The 13,829-nt window shown below is 54.1% G+C and carries 12 protein-coding genes; 4 read left to right on the top strand and 8 right to left on the bottom strand.

Annotated features, from left to right (window positions below):
- The first annotated feature begins 11 nt into the window (after positions 1 to 11).
- From ACTVIM_RS01600 to ACTVIM_RS01590, 3 genes are all read left to right on the top strand, one after another.
- Positions 12 to 518 carry a hypothetical protein gene (locus tag ACTVIM_RS01600; protein ID WP_033018448.1) on the top strand — a complete coding sequence of 169 codons (507 nt, stop codon included), beginning with the start codon at positions 12 to 14 and terminating at the stop codon, positions 516 to 518.
- Positions 519 to 549: 31 nt separating this feature from the next.
- Complete coding sequence (locus ACTVIM_RS01595) at positions 550 to 1,323, top strand: VOC family protein (RefSeq protein WP_445613427.1); 774 nt, start codon at positions 550 to 552, stop codon at positions 1,321 to 1,323.
- Positions 1,324 to 1,417: 94 nt separating this feature from the next.
- Complete coding sequence (locus tag ACTVIM_RS01590; RefSeq protein ID WP_445613426.1) at positions 1,418 to 2,893, top strand: flavin monoamine oxidase family protein; 1,476 nt, start codon at positions 1,418 to 1,420, stop codon at positions 2,891 to 2,893.
- 247 nt (positions 2,894 to 3,140) lie between these two features.
- On the opposite strand, the gene ACTVIM_RS01585 is transcribed toward ACTVIM_RS01590, so the two are convergent.
- The 8 genes from ACTVIM_RS01585 to ACTVIM_RS01550 all read right to left on the bottom strand — a co-directional run bounded on the left by ACTVIM_RS01585 (position 3,141) and on the right by ACTVIM_RS01550 (position 13,399).
- Positions 3,141 to 3,326: a hypothetical protein gene (locus ACTVIM_RS01585; RefSeq protein WP_445613425.1), complete on the bottom strand. Its 186-nt coding sequence runs from the start codon at positions 3,324 to 3,326 to the stop codon at positions 3,141 to 3,143.
- Between the two features lie 517 nt (positions 3,327 to 3,843).
- Entirely contained in the window at positions 3,844 to 5,067 is a 1,224-nt protein-coding gene (locus tag ACTVIM_RS01580; protein WP_445613424.1) for a CamS family sex pheromone protein, read from the bottom strand.
- Positions 5,064 to 7,076, bottom strand: a complete 2,013-nt coding sequence (gene ligA / locus ACTVIM_RS01575) for an NAD-dependent DNA ligase LigA (RefSeq protein ID WP_445613423.1) — start codon at positions 7,074 to 7,076, stop codon at positions 5,064 to 5,066. The genes ACTVIM_RS01580 and ligA overlap by 4 nt, the downstream gene beginning before the upstream one ends.
- A gap of 19 nt (positions 7,077 to 7,095) precedes the next feature.
- Positions 7,096 to 9,267: a DNA helicase PcrA gene (gene pcrA, locus ACTVIM_RS01570; RefSeq protein ID WP_445613422.1), complete on the bottom strand. Its 2,172-nt coding sequence runs from the start codon at positions 9,265 to 9,267 to the stop codon at positions 7,096 to 7,098.
- Positions 9,268 to 9,294: 27 nt separating this feature from the next.
- The gene (locus ACTVIM_RS01565) at positions 9,295 to 10,014 is read right to left on the bottom strand and encodes a heptaprenylglyceryl phosphate synthase (protein ID WP_445613421.1); all 720 of its coding nucleotides are present in this window, start codon (positions 10,012 to 10,014) and stop codon (positions 9,295 to 9,297) included.
- Between the two features lie 98 nt (positions 10,015 to 10,112).
- Positions 10,113 to 10,439 (bottom strand): YerC/YecD family TrpR-related protein, encoded by a 327-nt coding sequence (locus tag ACTVIM_RS01560; RefSeq protein ID WP_033018428.1) that lies wholly within the window; start codon positions 10,437 to 10,439, stop codon positions 10,113 to 10,115.
- Between the two features lie 165 nt (positions 10,440 to 10,604).
- Positions 10,605 to 11,624, bottom strand: a complete 1,020-nt coding sequence (locus ACTVIM_RS01555; protein WP_445613420.1) for a DUF3048 domain-containing protein — start codon at positions 11,622 to 11,624, stop codon at positions 10,605 to 10,607.
- Positions 11,625 to 11,653: 29 nt separating this feature from the next.
- Complete coding sequence (locus ACTVIM_RS01550; RefSeq protein WP_445613419.1) at positions 11,654 to 13,399, bottom strand: adenine deaminase C-terminal domain-containing protein; 1,746 nt, start codon at positions 13,397 to 13,399, stop codon at positions 11,654 to 11,656.
- A 97-nt stretch (positions 13,400 to 13,496) separates the two neighbouring features.
- On the opposite strand from ACTVIM_RS01550, the gene ACTVIM_RS01545 reads away from it, so the two are divergent.
- Entirely contained in the window at positions 13,497 to 13,742 is a 246-nt protein-coding gene (locus ACTVIM_RS01545) for a YgaP family membrane protein (RefSeq protein WP_033018432.1), read from the top strand.
- Positions 13,743 to 13,829 lie beyond the last annotated feature (87 nt).

The raw sequence follows: 13,829 nt of genomic DNA, 5'->3' as shown, positions 1-13,829 counted from the left end.
AAAGGGGGATGATGACGATGAGTGAAGCGCTGCTCGCTCAAGTGCTCGACCGCTTGAACGCGATGGACGGCACGCTCCGACTGCTTGTCGAAGGGCAAGAGCGGCTCGAGCGTGAACAAATCGCCATTCGTCAGGAACAAGAAGAAATTCGAAAAGAACAGCAAGAAATCCGAAAAGAGCAGCAGGAAATCCGTCTGGAACAGCAGCGTCTGCGCCAAGAACAAGATTCGCTTCGCGCTGGACAAAAGGAATTACACGGCATCGTGGCCGCTCTTCTCCACCGCCAAGACGAAACAGACGCCAAACTAGAAGCTCTCGCCGCCGATGTCCACCATCTTCACCAAGAATTTGCCTCATTGAAACAAACGGTGGACCGCCTCGAACAGAAAATGGATTCCCGCTACGAGCAATTGGCTGCCCAAATTGAAGACATCAAGCTGGACTTGAATTTTATCGCCCATCGCACCGTCGATAACGAACGCATCATCTACAAGCTTAAAGAAATGCTGTTCCGCTAACCTATTCCCTATCCAGAAGGAGTTCGCCGCCATGAACGTCGCGTTTGACCATCTCGTCCACCTGACCGAGCGCCCGGAACAGGTGAAAGGCTCGTTTAAACAGTTATGGTTTACGGCCATCCACGGCGGCCGCCATGAGGCATGGGGAACGTATAACGCGTTATGCTATTTCGCGCCGCTAAGCTACATCGAATGGATCGGCATCGCCGATGAGCAGACAGCGAACGCCTGCCAAAATCCGCTTATTGCCCAACTTGTCGCTGACCGTCAAGAGGGGAATGGCTTCTCCCAGTTTGCCTTTCGAACAAACGATATCCAACAGCTGGCTGTACAGCTCAAAAGCAAAGGATTCACTCCGATCGGGCCGTTCTCCGGCAGCCGCCAGCGCGCTGACGGCAAGTTACTGACGTGGTCGATGCTGTTTATCCGAGACGATGCAGACGGCGCGTTCCGCTATCCGTTTTTCATCCAGTGGGACGAGCGCGATGACGTGCGGATGAACGAGCTGGCGCCGCTCATGCGCCATGCAAATGGGGCGCCGTCATTGTCGTCCGTCAGCGTTTATGTGCGTAGCCTCGACCGCGCCGTCAACAGCTACCGTCGGCTGTTTGATTTGCCGGCAGCGAATGTGGGGCGCGATGAGGCGGGGACTTATGCCGAACTCACGGTTGGCGGCGTCAGCCTCCGCTTTTCCCAAGCGGATGAACCCTCGTCGACAAGGCCGTTTGCCTGCCGCATCGTCGGCAGCAAGCTGCAGCGTCGCCTCGAGCTGGCCGGAGGGACGTATATCTTTTCCGAATTGTGACCGCTCCCCCACATATCCTCCTTTGCCGCGGAATAAGATGGAATAACCGCAGCTCCACCTAGGGAGCTACCCGAGGGCAAAGGAGGATGGACACGTGGCGCATCCGTATGTTTCTCCGAGGCTACCGATGGAGACGATGATCTCGATCATTCGAAACGGATTAAAGAAACCATCCGCTCCGAAAACGGTCGTCATTATCGGCGCCGGCATGGCCGGGCTTGTCGCCGCATCATTGTTGAAGCAAGCCGGCCATCGCATCACGATTCTTGAAGCGTCCGAGCGGGTCGGCGGCCGCATTTACACGCTCCGCTCGGACTTCCGCGACGGTCAGTATCTCGAGGCGGGCGCGATGCGCATCCCGCACACCCATCCATTGACATTGGCATATATCAAAAAATTCAACTTGCCGCTCCACCCGTTTATCAACAGCACCCCGCGCGACATTTTCTATTTTCGCGGCGTCAAAGCGCGCCTGAACGAATACGAACGGCATCCCGATCTCTTCGGCTTTCCCGTCGCCCCCCACGAACGGGGCAAAACCGCTTCCGAGCTGTTGCAAATGGCCATTCGTCCGGTCATTCAATTCATTGAACAAAACCGAGAGCAACATTGGCCCATTATCATCGAACGGCTCGACCGCTACTCGCTGGACGCCTATTTGCGCTACAACCCATTCGGCCCGAGGCTGTCGGTAGGAGCCATCGACATGATCAAAACCGTTCTCTCGCTTGAAGGCTTCCCAGAATTGTCGTTTCTTGAGGTGTTGCGCGAGCTAATGGTCTTATTTACGCCGAACATTCGCTTTTATGAAATCGCCGGCGGCAATGACCAGCTTCCCAAAGCTTTTTTACCGCAGCTGAAGGACGAGATTCTCTTTAGTCACAAAGTGCAAAAAATCGTCCAAACCCCAAACAGCGTCACCGTCCATGCGACCCATACGAAAATTTTTCAGCCGTTTCAAATTACCGCCGATCGGGTGATCGTCACCATCCCGTTCTCGGTTTTGCAGTTTGTCGACATCGAACCGCGCCATTCGTTTTCCGAAAACAAATGGAAGGCTATTCGTGAACTTCATTATGCCGGTTCAACGAAAACGGGCATCCAGTTTAAAACACGGTTTTGGGAAAAAGAAGGGATGTTCGGAGGAAAAACCGTGTCGGATCTGCCGATTCGATACACCCAATATCCAAGCCAAGGCATCGGCACGCTAGGACCTGGCGTCGTCTTGGCCAGCTATACGTGGGAAGACGACACGATCCCGTGGGACAGCTTAAGTGATGAAGAGCGGCTTGAATATACGTTAAAAAACTTAGCCGTCATCCATGGCGAACAAGTGTACCGCGAATTTGAAACCGGAACAAGCCACAGTTGGGTGCGCGATCCGTACTCCGGGGGCGCCTTCACGATGATGAAGCCGAACCAAGTGACAGAACTGTCGCCGTACATCGCGCTCCCTGAAGGAAGGGTCCATTTTGCTGGCGAACATGCGTCCACCCACCATGGCTGGATTCAAGGAGCGATTGAATCGGGCATCTGCGCCGCATATGAAGTGAATGAAGCACCGGCTTGACGAATCGCTGTGGCACCGTCCACTCCATTTGGCCAGCGGCGTGTGAATGAAGGGCCAGCCTGATATGCGGCAGCCCCACCTCTTTTGTCAGTGCTAAAACAGCGAGCGCGCTGCCGTAAATGCGCACAATGCCGCAGCGGGGGAAAGCGCTCCAAACCCCTGCGCCGATTCTTTCATGAGAGAGACGGTGATTTCGTACAACATCCTGCGATTCCATCTGCTTCTCCTTTAGAAAAGCCGGGTGAAATCAGCCTTCTTTTTTTGGCGAAATGCCGCAGATTTGCTCTTGGCAGCCGTTTTTCGCCAATCCTCTAGAAGGGCGGTGAAAAACCGCTGTCACAAACGAATCGGCGGTATTTTCATTCAGAAAAGAAAGCTGATTCTGCAAGGTTTCTCTAATTGAGAAACGGATGGAATAAGTCATGTTTTGCACTAAATCACCAGCCTCCTAGATGGTTGGTGAAAAACGATTGTTTCTCTTGAGCAAAGGGGGAACATTTGAAAGGCGATCCTGATGCGACAGGGCTTTTCTATTTGAGAAACGGGCTTGATAAACGGCTTGTCCCTTAAATCACCAGCCCCCTAGGAGAGTTGTGATTTACTCGCGCCACCGCTTCTTAGGATCATTTCTCAAGTAGAAAAAGCTTACTGCATCAGCCTCTATGTTCACACGTTCCATCACCGATCAAGGCAAACAGGGGTTTTTCACCACCTTTTCCAACGCGTTCTATCCACAAAACATCCTATCGCTGATGCAAGTCAGAGCAGGACGGTGCTTCGCTTGGCAATGGTTCATCATCAACAAAGCATGGGGATGACCCAAAAGGCGATCTCCCCTCAAGAAAGACACAGCAGTATGGAGGCGATGGTTAGTGTCTATATATAACGTTGAGAGAGGGTATCCCGATTTTTGGGACACCCTCATGCTGCCCCACGGTTGGCCGGCTAACTTATTGATAAATATGCACAAACGGCTCATCTGCTTTCGCTTGGCGCACGATGAGGCTTTCAGGTTGGCCGGCTGAAGAGATGTAGACGTTGACGGTGATGTAATCTGGAAATTTTTCCATCACCAAACCGGTCACATATTGGGTGAAGCCAATCACTTCCGCCTTGCCGTAAAACGGCATCGTTATGTTAATCGTCAGCTTCTGAAGTTGGTCATTGACGTACAATCCTCGACCCACAATGCCAGTGTAGTTCGGAAAGAAATCTTCCACGTCCGATTTAAAGTTGTTGAATTTTAGCCAATCGTCACGGTGGTTTTCTTCCGCTTCATCGGATGGGAATAAATAATATTCCTCATGCACCGCCTCCCAATCATCAATCGTGCTGCTTCCTTCATCGACGTAGGTAACAGCAAAAAAATGCCCCGGAGTCACAGACGAGCGCGGCGCCTGTTTGTATAAGGCAATCGTGATCGGCACACTGCCGAGCCCTTTGATCTTTCGCAGCCGCTTCAACACCTCGGCGGCGATTCGCTTGCCTTCCCGTTCAATGACATCGTCTTTGATTTTGACCTCGCGCGGATAACCTTGTTCGGTTGAATAATAATGGACAGAGTTTAACGCCAAGCCGATCGCAACGCCGCCGAGCTTCACTTTATCATTGCCCGCCTTGACTAAATAATCATGTTCCAAAATGCTTGCCAAATAAATGGGGCTCTGCGTATTTTTTTGCTCGTTCGTCCCTGTATCGTTGATCGCCGGATTTAAGCCGATATTGTCTTCCGGTTTCATTTTTTCCGCTTTCAACTGGCGGTCTGTTTTCTTGCGCGCAAGCCATTTATCGATCGTTTCACTGTCTAAATACTGCCCCTCTTGAAACAAGTAATCGTCGGGCGAAAACCGCTCGGAAGCCAGACGCATCAGCCCTGTCTCAAATTCGTCGACGTCAAGGCGCGTATTGACGTCGTTGACCACGTGTCCGCGCGCCCCGGACGGTTTAAACGGCAGCACGACTCGATAATACGAATCTGAGATGTTGTATTTCGGAATCACCGCTTCTTGCTCTTTGTTTCCTTTATTCTGCACTACTTCCTCGCCTTCGTTGAATTTGGGCGCGCACGAAGACAACAGGCAGACAGCGGCGAGCCCGAGGGCGGCCAGCTGCTTTCGCGCCCGTTTCGTTTGGCGGCGAGCCCCGACGCTGCGAATGATCGGATTTCTTCTCATGATTCCCTCCTGCTTATCGCTTGCAAAAATCGTGGTTCATCCCAAATGGCGATGCCCAATTGTCGGGCTTTATCAAGCTTTGACCCCGCGTCGTCGCCGGCGATGACAATGTCAGTGCTGCGGCTGACGCTGCCAGTGACGCGTCCGCCGAGCCGCTCGATTTGTTCTTTCGCCTCATTGCGCGACATAGACATCAGCTTTCCGGTCAAAACAACTGTTTTGCCGGCGAAAGCGGAGTCTGCCGATACCTCAACCGCCCGCTTCGGTCCTTTGTATGCCATGTTGACACCGTAAGAGCGCAATTCATTCAACAGCTGGACCGCTTCCGGCTGAGAAAAGAAAGCGGTGATCGAGTCGGCCATTTTTTCGCCAATTTCCGGAACGGCCATCAATTCCTCTTTCGTCGCTTTCTCCAGCCGCTCCATCGTTTCGAAATGTTCGGCCAACAGCTGGGCGGCCTTCGCTCCGACGTAGCGGATGCCGAGGCCAAACAGCAGCCGCTCGAGCGAGTTTTGCTTTGACGCTTCAATCGCCGCCAGCAAATTGGCTGCCGATTTTTCACCCATCCGCTCTAAACCGACAAGCTGTTCTTTCGTCAGCCGGTACAAGTCGGCGACATCGTGGACAAGACCGGCGTTAAACAGTTGGGTGACGACTTTTTCCCCCAGCCCTTCAATGTTCATCGCTGCCCTTGAGGCGAAATGGATGAGCCGTTCGCGCAGCTGGGCCGGACAGTTCGGGTTTAAGCAACGGAGCGCCACTTCTCCTTCCAGGCGGACGAGCTCACTTTGACATTCCGGACAATGCGTTGGCATGACAAACGGCACTTCATCCCCATCGCGCCGATCAGCAACGACACCGACGACTTCCGGGATAATGTCGCCCGCTTTTTTAATGATGACGGTATCGCCAATACGGATGTCTTTTTCGCGGATAAAATCTTCGTTATGAAGAGTGGCGCGCTGCACGGTCGTGCCGGCGACGCGAACCGGCTCGAGGATCGCCGTCGGGGTGACAACACCGGTGCGGCCGACGTTCACTTCAATACCGATCAGCGTTGTGACGACCTCTTCAGCTGGGAACTTGTAAGCGATCGCCCAGCGCGGGCTTTTGGCTGTCGTGCCAAGCTGTCGCTGCTTCGCAAACGAATCGACTTTAATGACGATGCCGTCGATCTCGTACGGCAGCTGTGGCCGTTTTTCATGCCACTCGTTGACAAACGCGATCACGTCCTCGATCGTGGCGCAGCGCCGCCGCTCGGGATTCACTTTAAACCCAAGCGACTGCAAATAGTCGAGCGCCTCGCTGTGCGACGCAATCCCAAGCTCTTCGGCATTAGCCAATCCGTAAACGAACAAATCGAGCTGGCGCGACGCCGCCACTTTCGGGTCGAGCTGGCGGAGCGAGCCGGCCGCAGCATTGCGCGGGTTGGCGAACAGCTCCTCGCCGCGCGCTTTCCGATCCTCATTCAGGCGCAGAAACGACGCTTTCGGCATAAACGCCTCGCCGCGCGCCTCAAGCGACACCGGTTCGTTAAGACGCAGCGGCAGCGAGCGGATCGTCTTCAAATTTTCCGTAATGTCTTCCCCTGTCGTTCCGTCGCCGCGCGTTGCCCCTTGGACGAAATAACCTTCTTCATAGCGAACCGAAACGGCAAGACCATCAATTTTTAATTCACACACATACGCCACTTCGCCGACTTCTTGGCGGACGCGGCGGTCAAAATCGCGCAAATCGCCTTCGTGAAACGCGTTCGCTAAGCTCATCATCGGGACGCGATGCGTCACCTTGCGAAACGCCTCCAGCGGCGGTCCGCCGATGCGTTGAGTCGGCGAATCGCTCGTTTTTAGCTCCGGATACTGTTCCTCAAGGGCGATGAGCTCTTGCATCAACCGGTCATACTCCGCGTCTGGAACAGATGGACGATCCAGCACGTAATATTCGTAGCCATAGCGGTTGAGCAGCTCGCGCAGCTCGGCTGCGCGCTGTTCGGCTTGTTGGCGATCCATACGTCACCGGTTCTCCTTTCTATGCTTTCTCAATCGGCGCAAACTTCGCAAGCAGCCGCTTTACGCCAATCGGGCTTGGAAACGCGATGTCCAACTCTTGATCTTCTCCGTCGCCGCGAACGCTGACTACCGTGCCCACTCCCCACTTTCGATGGTTGGCGCGGTCGCCCACTTTCCATCCTCCGACAACGCCATGGACTGGGCGGGCAGCAGCCGGACGCGGTGCGACCACAGACCGGGGGACAGCCGCCTTTAGCAAATGCGGTGGAATTTCGTTTAAAAAACGCGAGGGCGGATTCATCTGAATGTTTCCGAACAACGTCCGCATTTGCGCGCTCGTCAACACGAGCTCTTCTTCGGCACGAGTGATGCCGACATACGCCAATCGTCGCTCTTCTTCCATCTCATCTTCGTCGTTGAGCGAACGGTTATGCGGGAAAATGCCTTCTTCCATGCCGATCAAAAAGACGACCGGGAACTCCAGCCCTTTGGCGGCATGAAGTGTCATGAACACAACCGCATCCCCTTCTGCCGCTTGGCCGTTGCCGTTGAGCTCGTCCAAATCGGAAACAAGCGCCAAGTCGGTCAAAAAGGCGATGAGCGACTTATCATCGCTGACATTTTCAAAATGCTTTGTCACCGACAAAAATTCGTCCAAGTTCTCAAGCCGGCTTTGCGCCTCAATCGTTCGCTCCTCCTCCAGCATCGCGCGATAGCCGGACCGATCGAGCACTTCTTCGACGAGCTCGGTCACAGAAACGTATTCCTGCAGCTGCGTCCATTGCTCCAGCTGGGCGCGGAAGGCGGCGAGCGCTCCGGCTGTTTTGGCGCTGAATCCGATCATCTCCAGTTCACCGAGCGCGGCAAACAACGACAGCCCATGCTCCACCGCATAGCGGACGAGCTTGTCGATCGTCGACGCTCCGATGCCGCGCTTTGGCACGTTGATGATGCGCAGCAAGCTCAAATCGTCATCAGGATTGGCGATGACGCGCAAGTAAGCGAGGATGTCTTTGATTTCTTTCCGGTCATAGAACTTTAAGCCGCCGACGATTTGATACGGAATATTGGCTTTCAAAAACACTTCCTCGATGACGCGCGACTGCGCATTCGTCCGATACAACACGGCAAAATCGCGGTAGCGCCGCCCTTCCTGTTCGACCGCCTCTTGAATGCGGTCGGCGACAAACCGCGCTTCATCGACTTCGTTCATCGCCTCATAATACGTGATCGGCTTCCCTTCTGGATTTTCCGTCCACAACCGCTTCGGCTTGCGATTGACGTTATGAGCGATGATTTCGTTTGCCGCTTGCAAAATCCGCTTCGTCGAACGGTAGTTTTGCTCAAGCAAAATCACTTTCGCGTTTGGATAATCGCGTTCAAATGACAAGATGTTGCGAATATCCGCCCCGCGCCACCGGTAAATCGACTGGTCGGCATCGCCGACGGCGCAAATGTTTTGGAACCGTGCAGCGAGCTTTTTCACCAGTGTATATTGGGCGCGGTTCGTATCTTGGTACTCATCAATGTGAATGTACTGGAATTTATACTGGTAATATTGAAGCACATCCGGCACGCGGTCAAACAGCTGGATCGTCGTCATGATCAAATCGTCGAAGTCGAGCGAATGGTTGCGGAGAAGGCGTTGTTGATACTCTTGATACACGTCGCTCACGACCGTTTCATAATACGTCGACGCCCGCTTCGCGAATTGTTCCGGCGCGAGCAAATCGTTTTTCGCTGCGCTGATCGTGCCTAAAATCGTCCGCGGCTCCCATTTTTTCGGATCGATATTTTTGTCTTTCAAAATCGCTTTGATGACCGAAAGCTGATCGGTCGGGTCGAGGATGGAAAAATTGCGGTTGATGCCGATGCGGTCAATGTCGCGGCGCAACACGCGGACGCACATCGAGTGAAACGTCGAAATCCATACGTCTTCCGCCGCCCCGCCCAACAGCGCCTGCACTCGCTCCTTCATTTCGCGCGCCGCTTTGTTCGTAAACGTAATGGCCAAAATATTCCACGGCGCCACCTGTTTCTCGGCCATCAAATAGGCGATCCGGTGCGTCAGCACGCGCGTTTTTCCGCTCCCCGCTCCCGCCATGATGAGCAACGGCCCTTCCGTCGTTTTGACAGCTTCTTGCTGCTCCTTATTTAAATGAGCAAGCAGCTTTTCTGATAAAAAATTCATCGTTTCCACCACCAACAAACATAAGTTCTATGTTCCGGCGCCGAACTTACGCCGGTCTGCCATCTGTTGGACGGCTGCCACCGTGGCCAACGCGTTTTCGAATGACTCGTAAATGGCGTTGCCAACGACAACTGTATCGGCATAGCGAGCCATTTCCGCCGCCTGTTCCGGCGTCGTGATGCCACCGCCATAGACGAGCTGCGCGCGGCTAAGCACCCGTTTGACTTTGTCCACTAAAGCAGGGTCTCCGTACGTTCCGCTGTATTCGAGATAAAAAATCGGCAGCCGATACAGCTGTTCGGCGAGACGGGCATACGCCACGACATCCTCGTCAGCGAGCGCTGCATCAGCCTCTGTCAGCTTTGCTGCTTTGCATTCACGGTTGACAATGCAATAGCCTTCGGCAACCAATTCCTCTCCGTTCATCACATCGCCGTATCGCTTCATCGCCTCGTGATGACGGCCGATGATCCATTCCGTTCGCCGGCTGTTCAAAACGATCGGAATCAAATACACATCAAATCCCGGCGTCAGCGCCTCGACATCCGTGACCTCAAGCGCACACGGCACCGAAAAGCGGCGGACGCGGGCCAATAAGTCGAGCACCCCATCGATCGTCACCCCGTCCGTGCCGCCGACGATGACAGCATCCGTTCCCGACTCACAAAGACGCTCTAGGCGCTCGTCATCGATCGGTTTGTTCGGGTCGAGTTTGAACACATGGCGCCAGGCGCGAATCTCTTCCATCGCAAAATCCCCTCCACTCCGTCTCCATTGTTTCATTATAACAAATCCGCAAAAAGAAAAGGAGTTCCTTTGCAAATGGAAGGAACCTCCTTTTGGCCTCAGTCGATGATCGGTTCGCTTGCCTCTTGACGTTCTTCCTCTTTGATGCGGTCAAGCGCCATGGCATAAGCATCGTTGCCGTAATTAAGGCAGCGCTTGACGCGCGAGATCGTCGCCGTGCTCGCTCCGGTTTCCGTTTCGATTTTATGGTACGTATACCCTTCGCGCAGCATGCGAGCGACTTCCAGCCGCTGGGCGAGCGCCTGAATTTCGTTCACCGTGCATAAATCATCAAAAAAGCGGTAACACTCTTCTACATCGCGCAACGACAAAATCGCTTTAAACAACTGATCCAGCTCTCTGCCGCGCAGTTTGTCAATTTGCATCCTTGTCTTCCTCCTTTGCTTGAGACGGGGACGTTCCCGCCGCCGCGCAACGCGCCTCGTTTTTCTCTAACCGGCCCCGAATCTGTTGTGAGGGCGAGCGGATCGGGCCGAGTGGCTTTCCTCTTTGCTCCACCCCACCGCTAGGCGGGCCCCGTCATTGTTGTTTTATTTCCAGTGGACAATGTCCAGCGTCGGAACAATATTGATCCATGTCTTCCCGGGCACAAATCCGACTGGCCGCCCGTCGCGGTACGGCAGCAGCCGCCCATCAATGTTTTTCCATTCGATCGGCTGGATAACGCCATGTTGCAACAAATAGCCTTGGCCGCCTGCCGCCAAATCGATGGCGCGCCGCCCGTAGTGATCGACGACGTGATGGCGGGCGGCGACGATCAGCACGTTTTGCACGACAATCGGCTCATGCGTATCATAATCGATCGTCTGCTCGCCGCCGCTGGATCGAGCATATCCTTTTTGCTCCGGTACATACCGGTATTCCACCTGGGCATACGCCTGACGCGAATAAGCGATGTGAATCGTCCCGGCCTGCTCGCCGCGGGGCTCGTCATCGCGAAACGGCAGCGGGACGACCTCGTCCGTCCACGCGTATCCGTTTTGTTTAGCCCCTTTTTCAATGTTGGCGAATGTAATGTACGAGTTGTGCGGCGCCTTGCGGAACGAAACGCGGTGAAACAGCGTACCGTCGTAAAACAGACCGTTCAAATAGTCGATGCCGCCTCCTTCAAGACGTGCTTTCGCTTCTGGGCTCCAGCCGTGGCATACATACAGTGCATGGTAGCCTTCGCTCAAGTCAATATAGTAATCACGTGCGCTTCGCACCGGTCCCACCCGTTCGGGCCGTTCGCTCTGATAAAGAGCTAAAAAGCGAGTGATGTCGCCTTCAGCAAGCACTTCATACACGATATCGGCCTTGCTTAGCCCTGATTGCGGCCGGGCTTTCGGATGGTTGTTGATCATGACGCCGACCACCCGCTGTTGGGAATCTTCATGAGCCGGCAATCCGGTGAGCGGAAATCGTTGTTTTTCCTCGGCCACAGGCGCGGATGGTTCTGTCAGCGAAGAAGCTGGCGGCTCGGCTTGTTTTGCTTGTTTCTGCTCTCGTTCCGTCGTGCAGCCACCGAGCAAAAGCGCCGTGCACCCGATGATGAACAGCCAACGTTTCAATGGACACACAACCTTTTTTCTTTTTTATTTTACCGCATTATCGAAGGAAAGAGTACCGTTTTGTGCATCACATCATAAATGCCCCGTTGCGTAATCCGAACGTATGGCAAATGGGTCGATTGCAGGAAAAACAATGAATACACCGGATCTTCGAAGCGATACCCCCGCTCGCGCATAAGGCGAACGAACGCGCGCTCTTCGGCGATCAGTGTCCTCATCTCGAGCGGGGACACCATGCCGGCCAACGGAAGCGGAAGCTCAAAGACAACGTTCCCGCGTTCGGCAAGCACTATGCCGCCGCCCAGTTCCTTCATGCGTTGGAATGCAAGCATCATGTCTTCTTTATGTTTGCCGATCAGAAGCAGATCGCCCGTGTTGGAGTAGGAGCTCGCCAAGCCGCCAAGCGCTGTCGCGAATCCTTTCAGCATCGTATTGACGCGCCAGCGACCGCGGCGATCAAGCAGCACTAAAAAACATTCGTCGTGATCATGGCCAAGATGGTCGCGCGTTGTATCGATCGACACCGAATACGGCTTTAAAATGACCGCATTTTCCATGCGCAGCCCCATCGGCATCGATACTTGCAAATCGTCTCCGTCAATCTCCCACGACAACGAGAGAGGCCCGAGACCTAATTGCCTCCAGTCGGGTGCTGGCCATATGGCAGTCTCTTCGCCCTCGCGCTTGACCCATTGGCCTTTCGCCAGCACTTGCACCGGTGTCGGGTCATGGGCGGAGCGCAAAAAGTTAATATGCGCAATCCGTCCGGTGGTGATGCTGCCGTGGAGATGCTCGATTCCATAATGACGGGCGACGTTGATGGTCGCCATTGCATACGCATCGATCACAGGTACGCCGTGTTCGATCGCCATACGAATAAGCCGGTCGATCACCCCGTGCTCGTAAAACGATGGCGGCGAACCGTCCGTTGTAAGCAGGCATTGGTCATAACGCTCAAGCCCGAGTGCCTTCATCTCCTCAAGCAGCACCGGCAAGTCCGGGCGAATGGAAGAATGGCGGAGGGTGACGGTATAGCCGTGCCAAAGGCGCAGACGCACTTCTTTCCCGGTCATCGCCTCATGATCGCCATCGGCGCCAAAGAGCGCCATTTTGACGAGCGTTTTTTCCGATGCTCCGGGAAAGTGTCCTTCGATTTTGCGCCGCCGCCGCTTCGCTTCCTGCATCCAGTACAAGATGATGTCATCCCCGCCGATCACTTTTGGCCATGAAGTCAGCTCTCCGCCCTGAAGCACGCTTTCTTGGTCAAGCCACCATTTGATCCGGGCGTTGGACAGTGTCTCCTCCTCACGTTCAAGCTCTGTCTGTCCGTCGAACCGACACCACCAATACATCGATGTTGGAAGCGCATTCATTTTTTGCAAAAATAAAAGCGATTGTTCGTCTTTCAGCTGTAAAAGCAAAAACAAGTTATCGTTCACCAGCGTCGTCGTTCCGTACAAGGCCGCATAATAGGCAAACGAATGGGGATTATATAATTGAAATGGATGAACATGCGGCTCCATGTAGCCGGGGACAAGCACATATCCGCGGCAGTCAACCGTCTCACATGACGGATCAACGCGGTCGGGAAGCCGATCACCGGCATACACGATACGGTCGCCATGAATCCATATATTCCCTTTCACCCATTCGCGGAAATACGAATGCAAATACGTGGCGTTGACTAACACTTTGGTCGGCGATTGTTTGCCATCAATCACCGCTGCTTGTTCGCGCAACTCGCTGCCTTTCCATCGGTAACGTTGTTCGCTCATTGACACCCCGTCCCTTGTTTCCTAATCGTTCCATGTAATCATTTTAACGCACAAAAGTCATTTTCACAATACGAAAGATGAAAGGAGGGATTCATCGATGGCCAATATTGGCATTGTCAATGCGCTCATTCGCATTACCCTTGGGTTGACTGTCGTCGCTTGGGGGGCCGCCCGCTTCGCCCGCCGCCCATGGTGCACCTCCTATTTGTGGGCCATCTTGCTTGGGGCGATGAAAGTCGGGGAAGGCATCACTCGTTTTTGCCCTGTCACTGCGTTAGTTGAGAATATGCAGCGCCGGCAGCTACTTAATGAGGAAACAGAAACTGTCATCAACCCGACATAAACATGACAGCGACGCATCGATACGCAAGAGCTTGGGACAGCAACGATGGCCGCTGTCCCTCATCGTTCCCCCCTCTTTCTCGGCAGC

The organism is Geobacillus sp. YF-1 (genome assembly GCF_052692335.1).
This window is presented reverse-complemented; position numbering and strand designations above follow the sequence as displayed.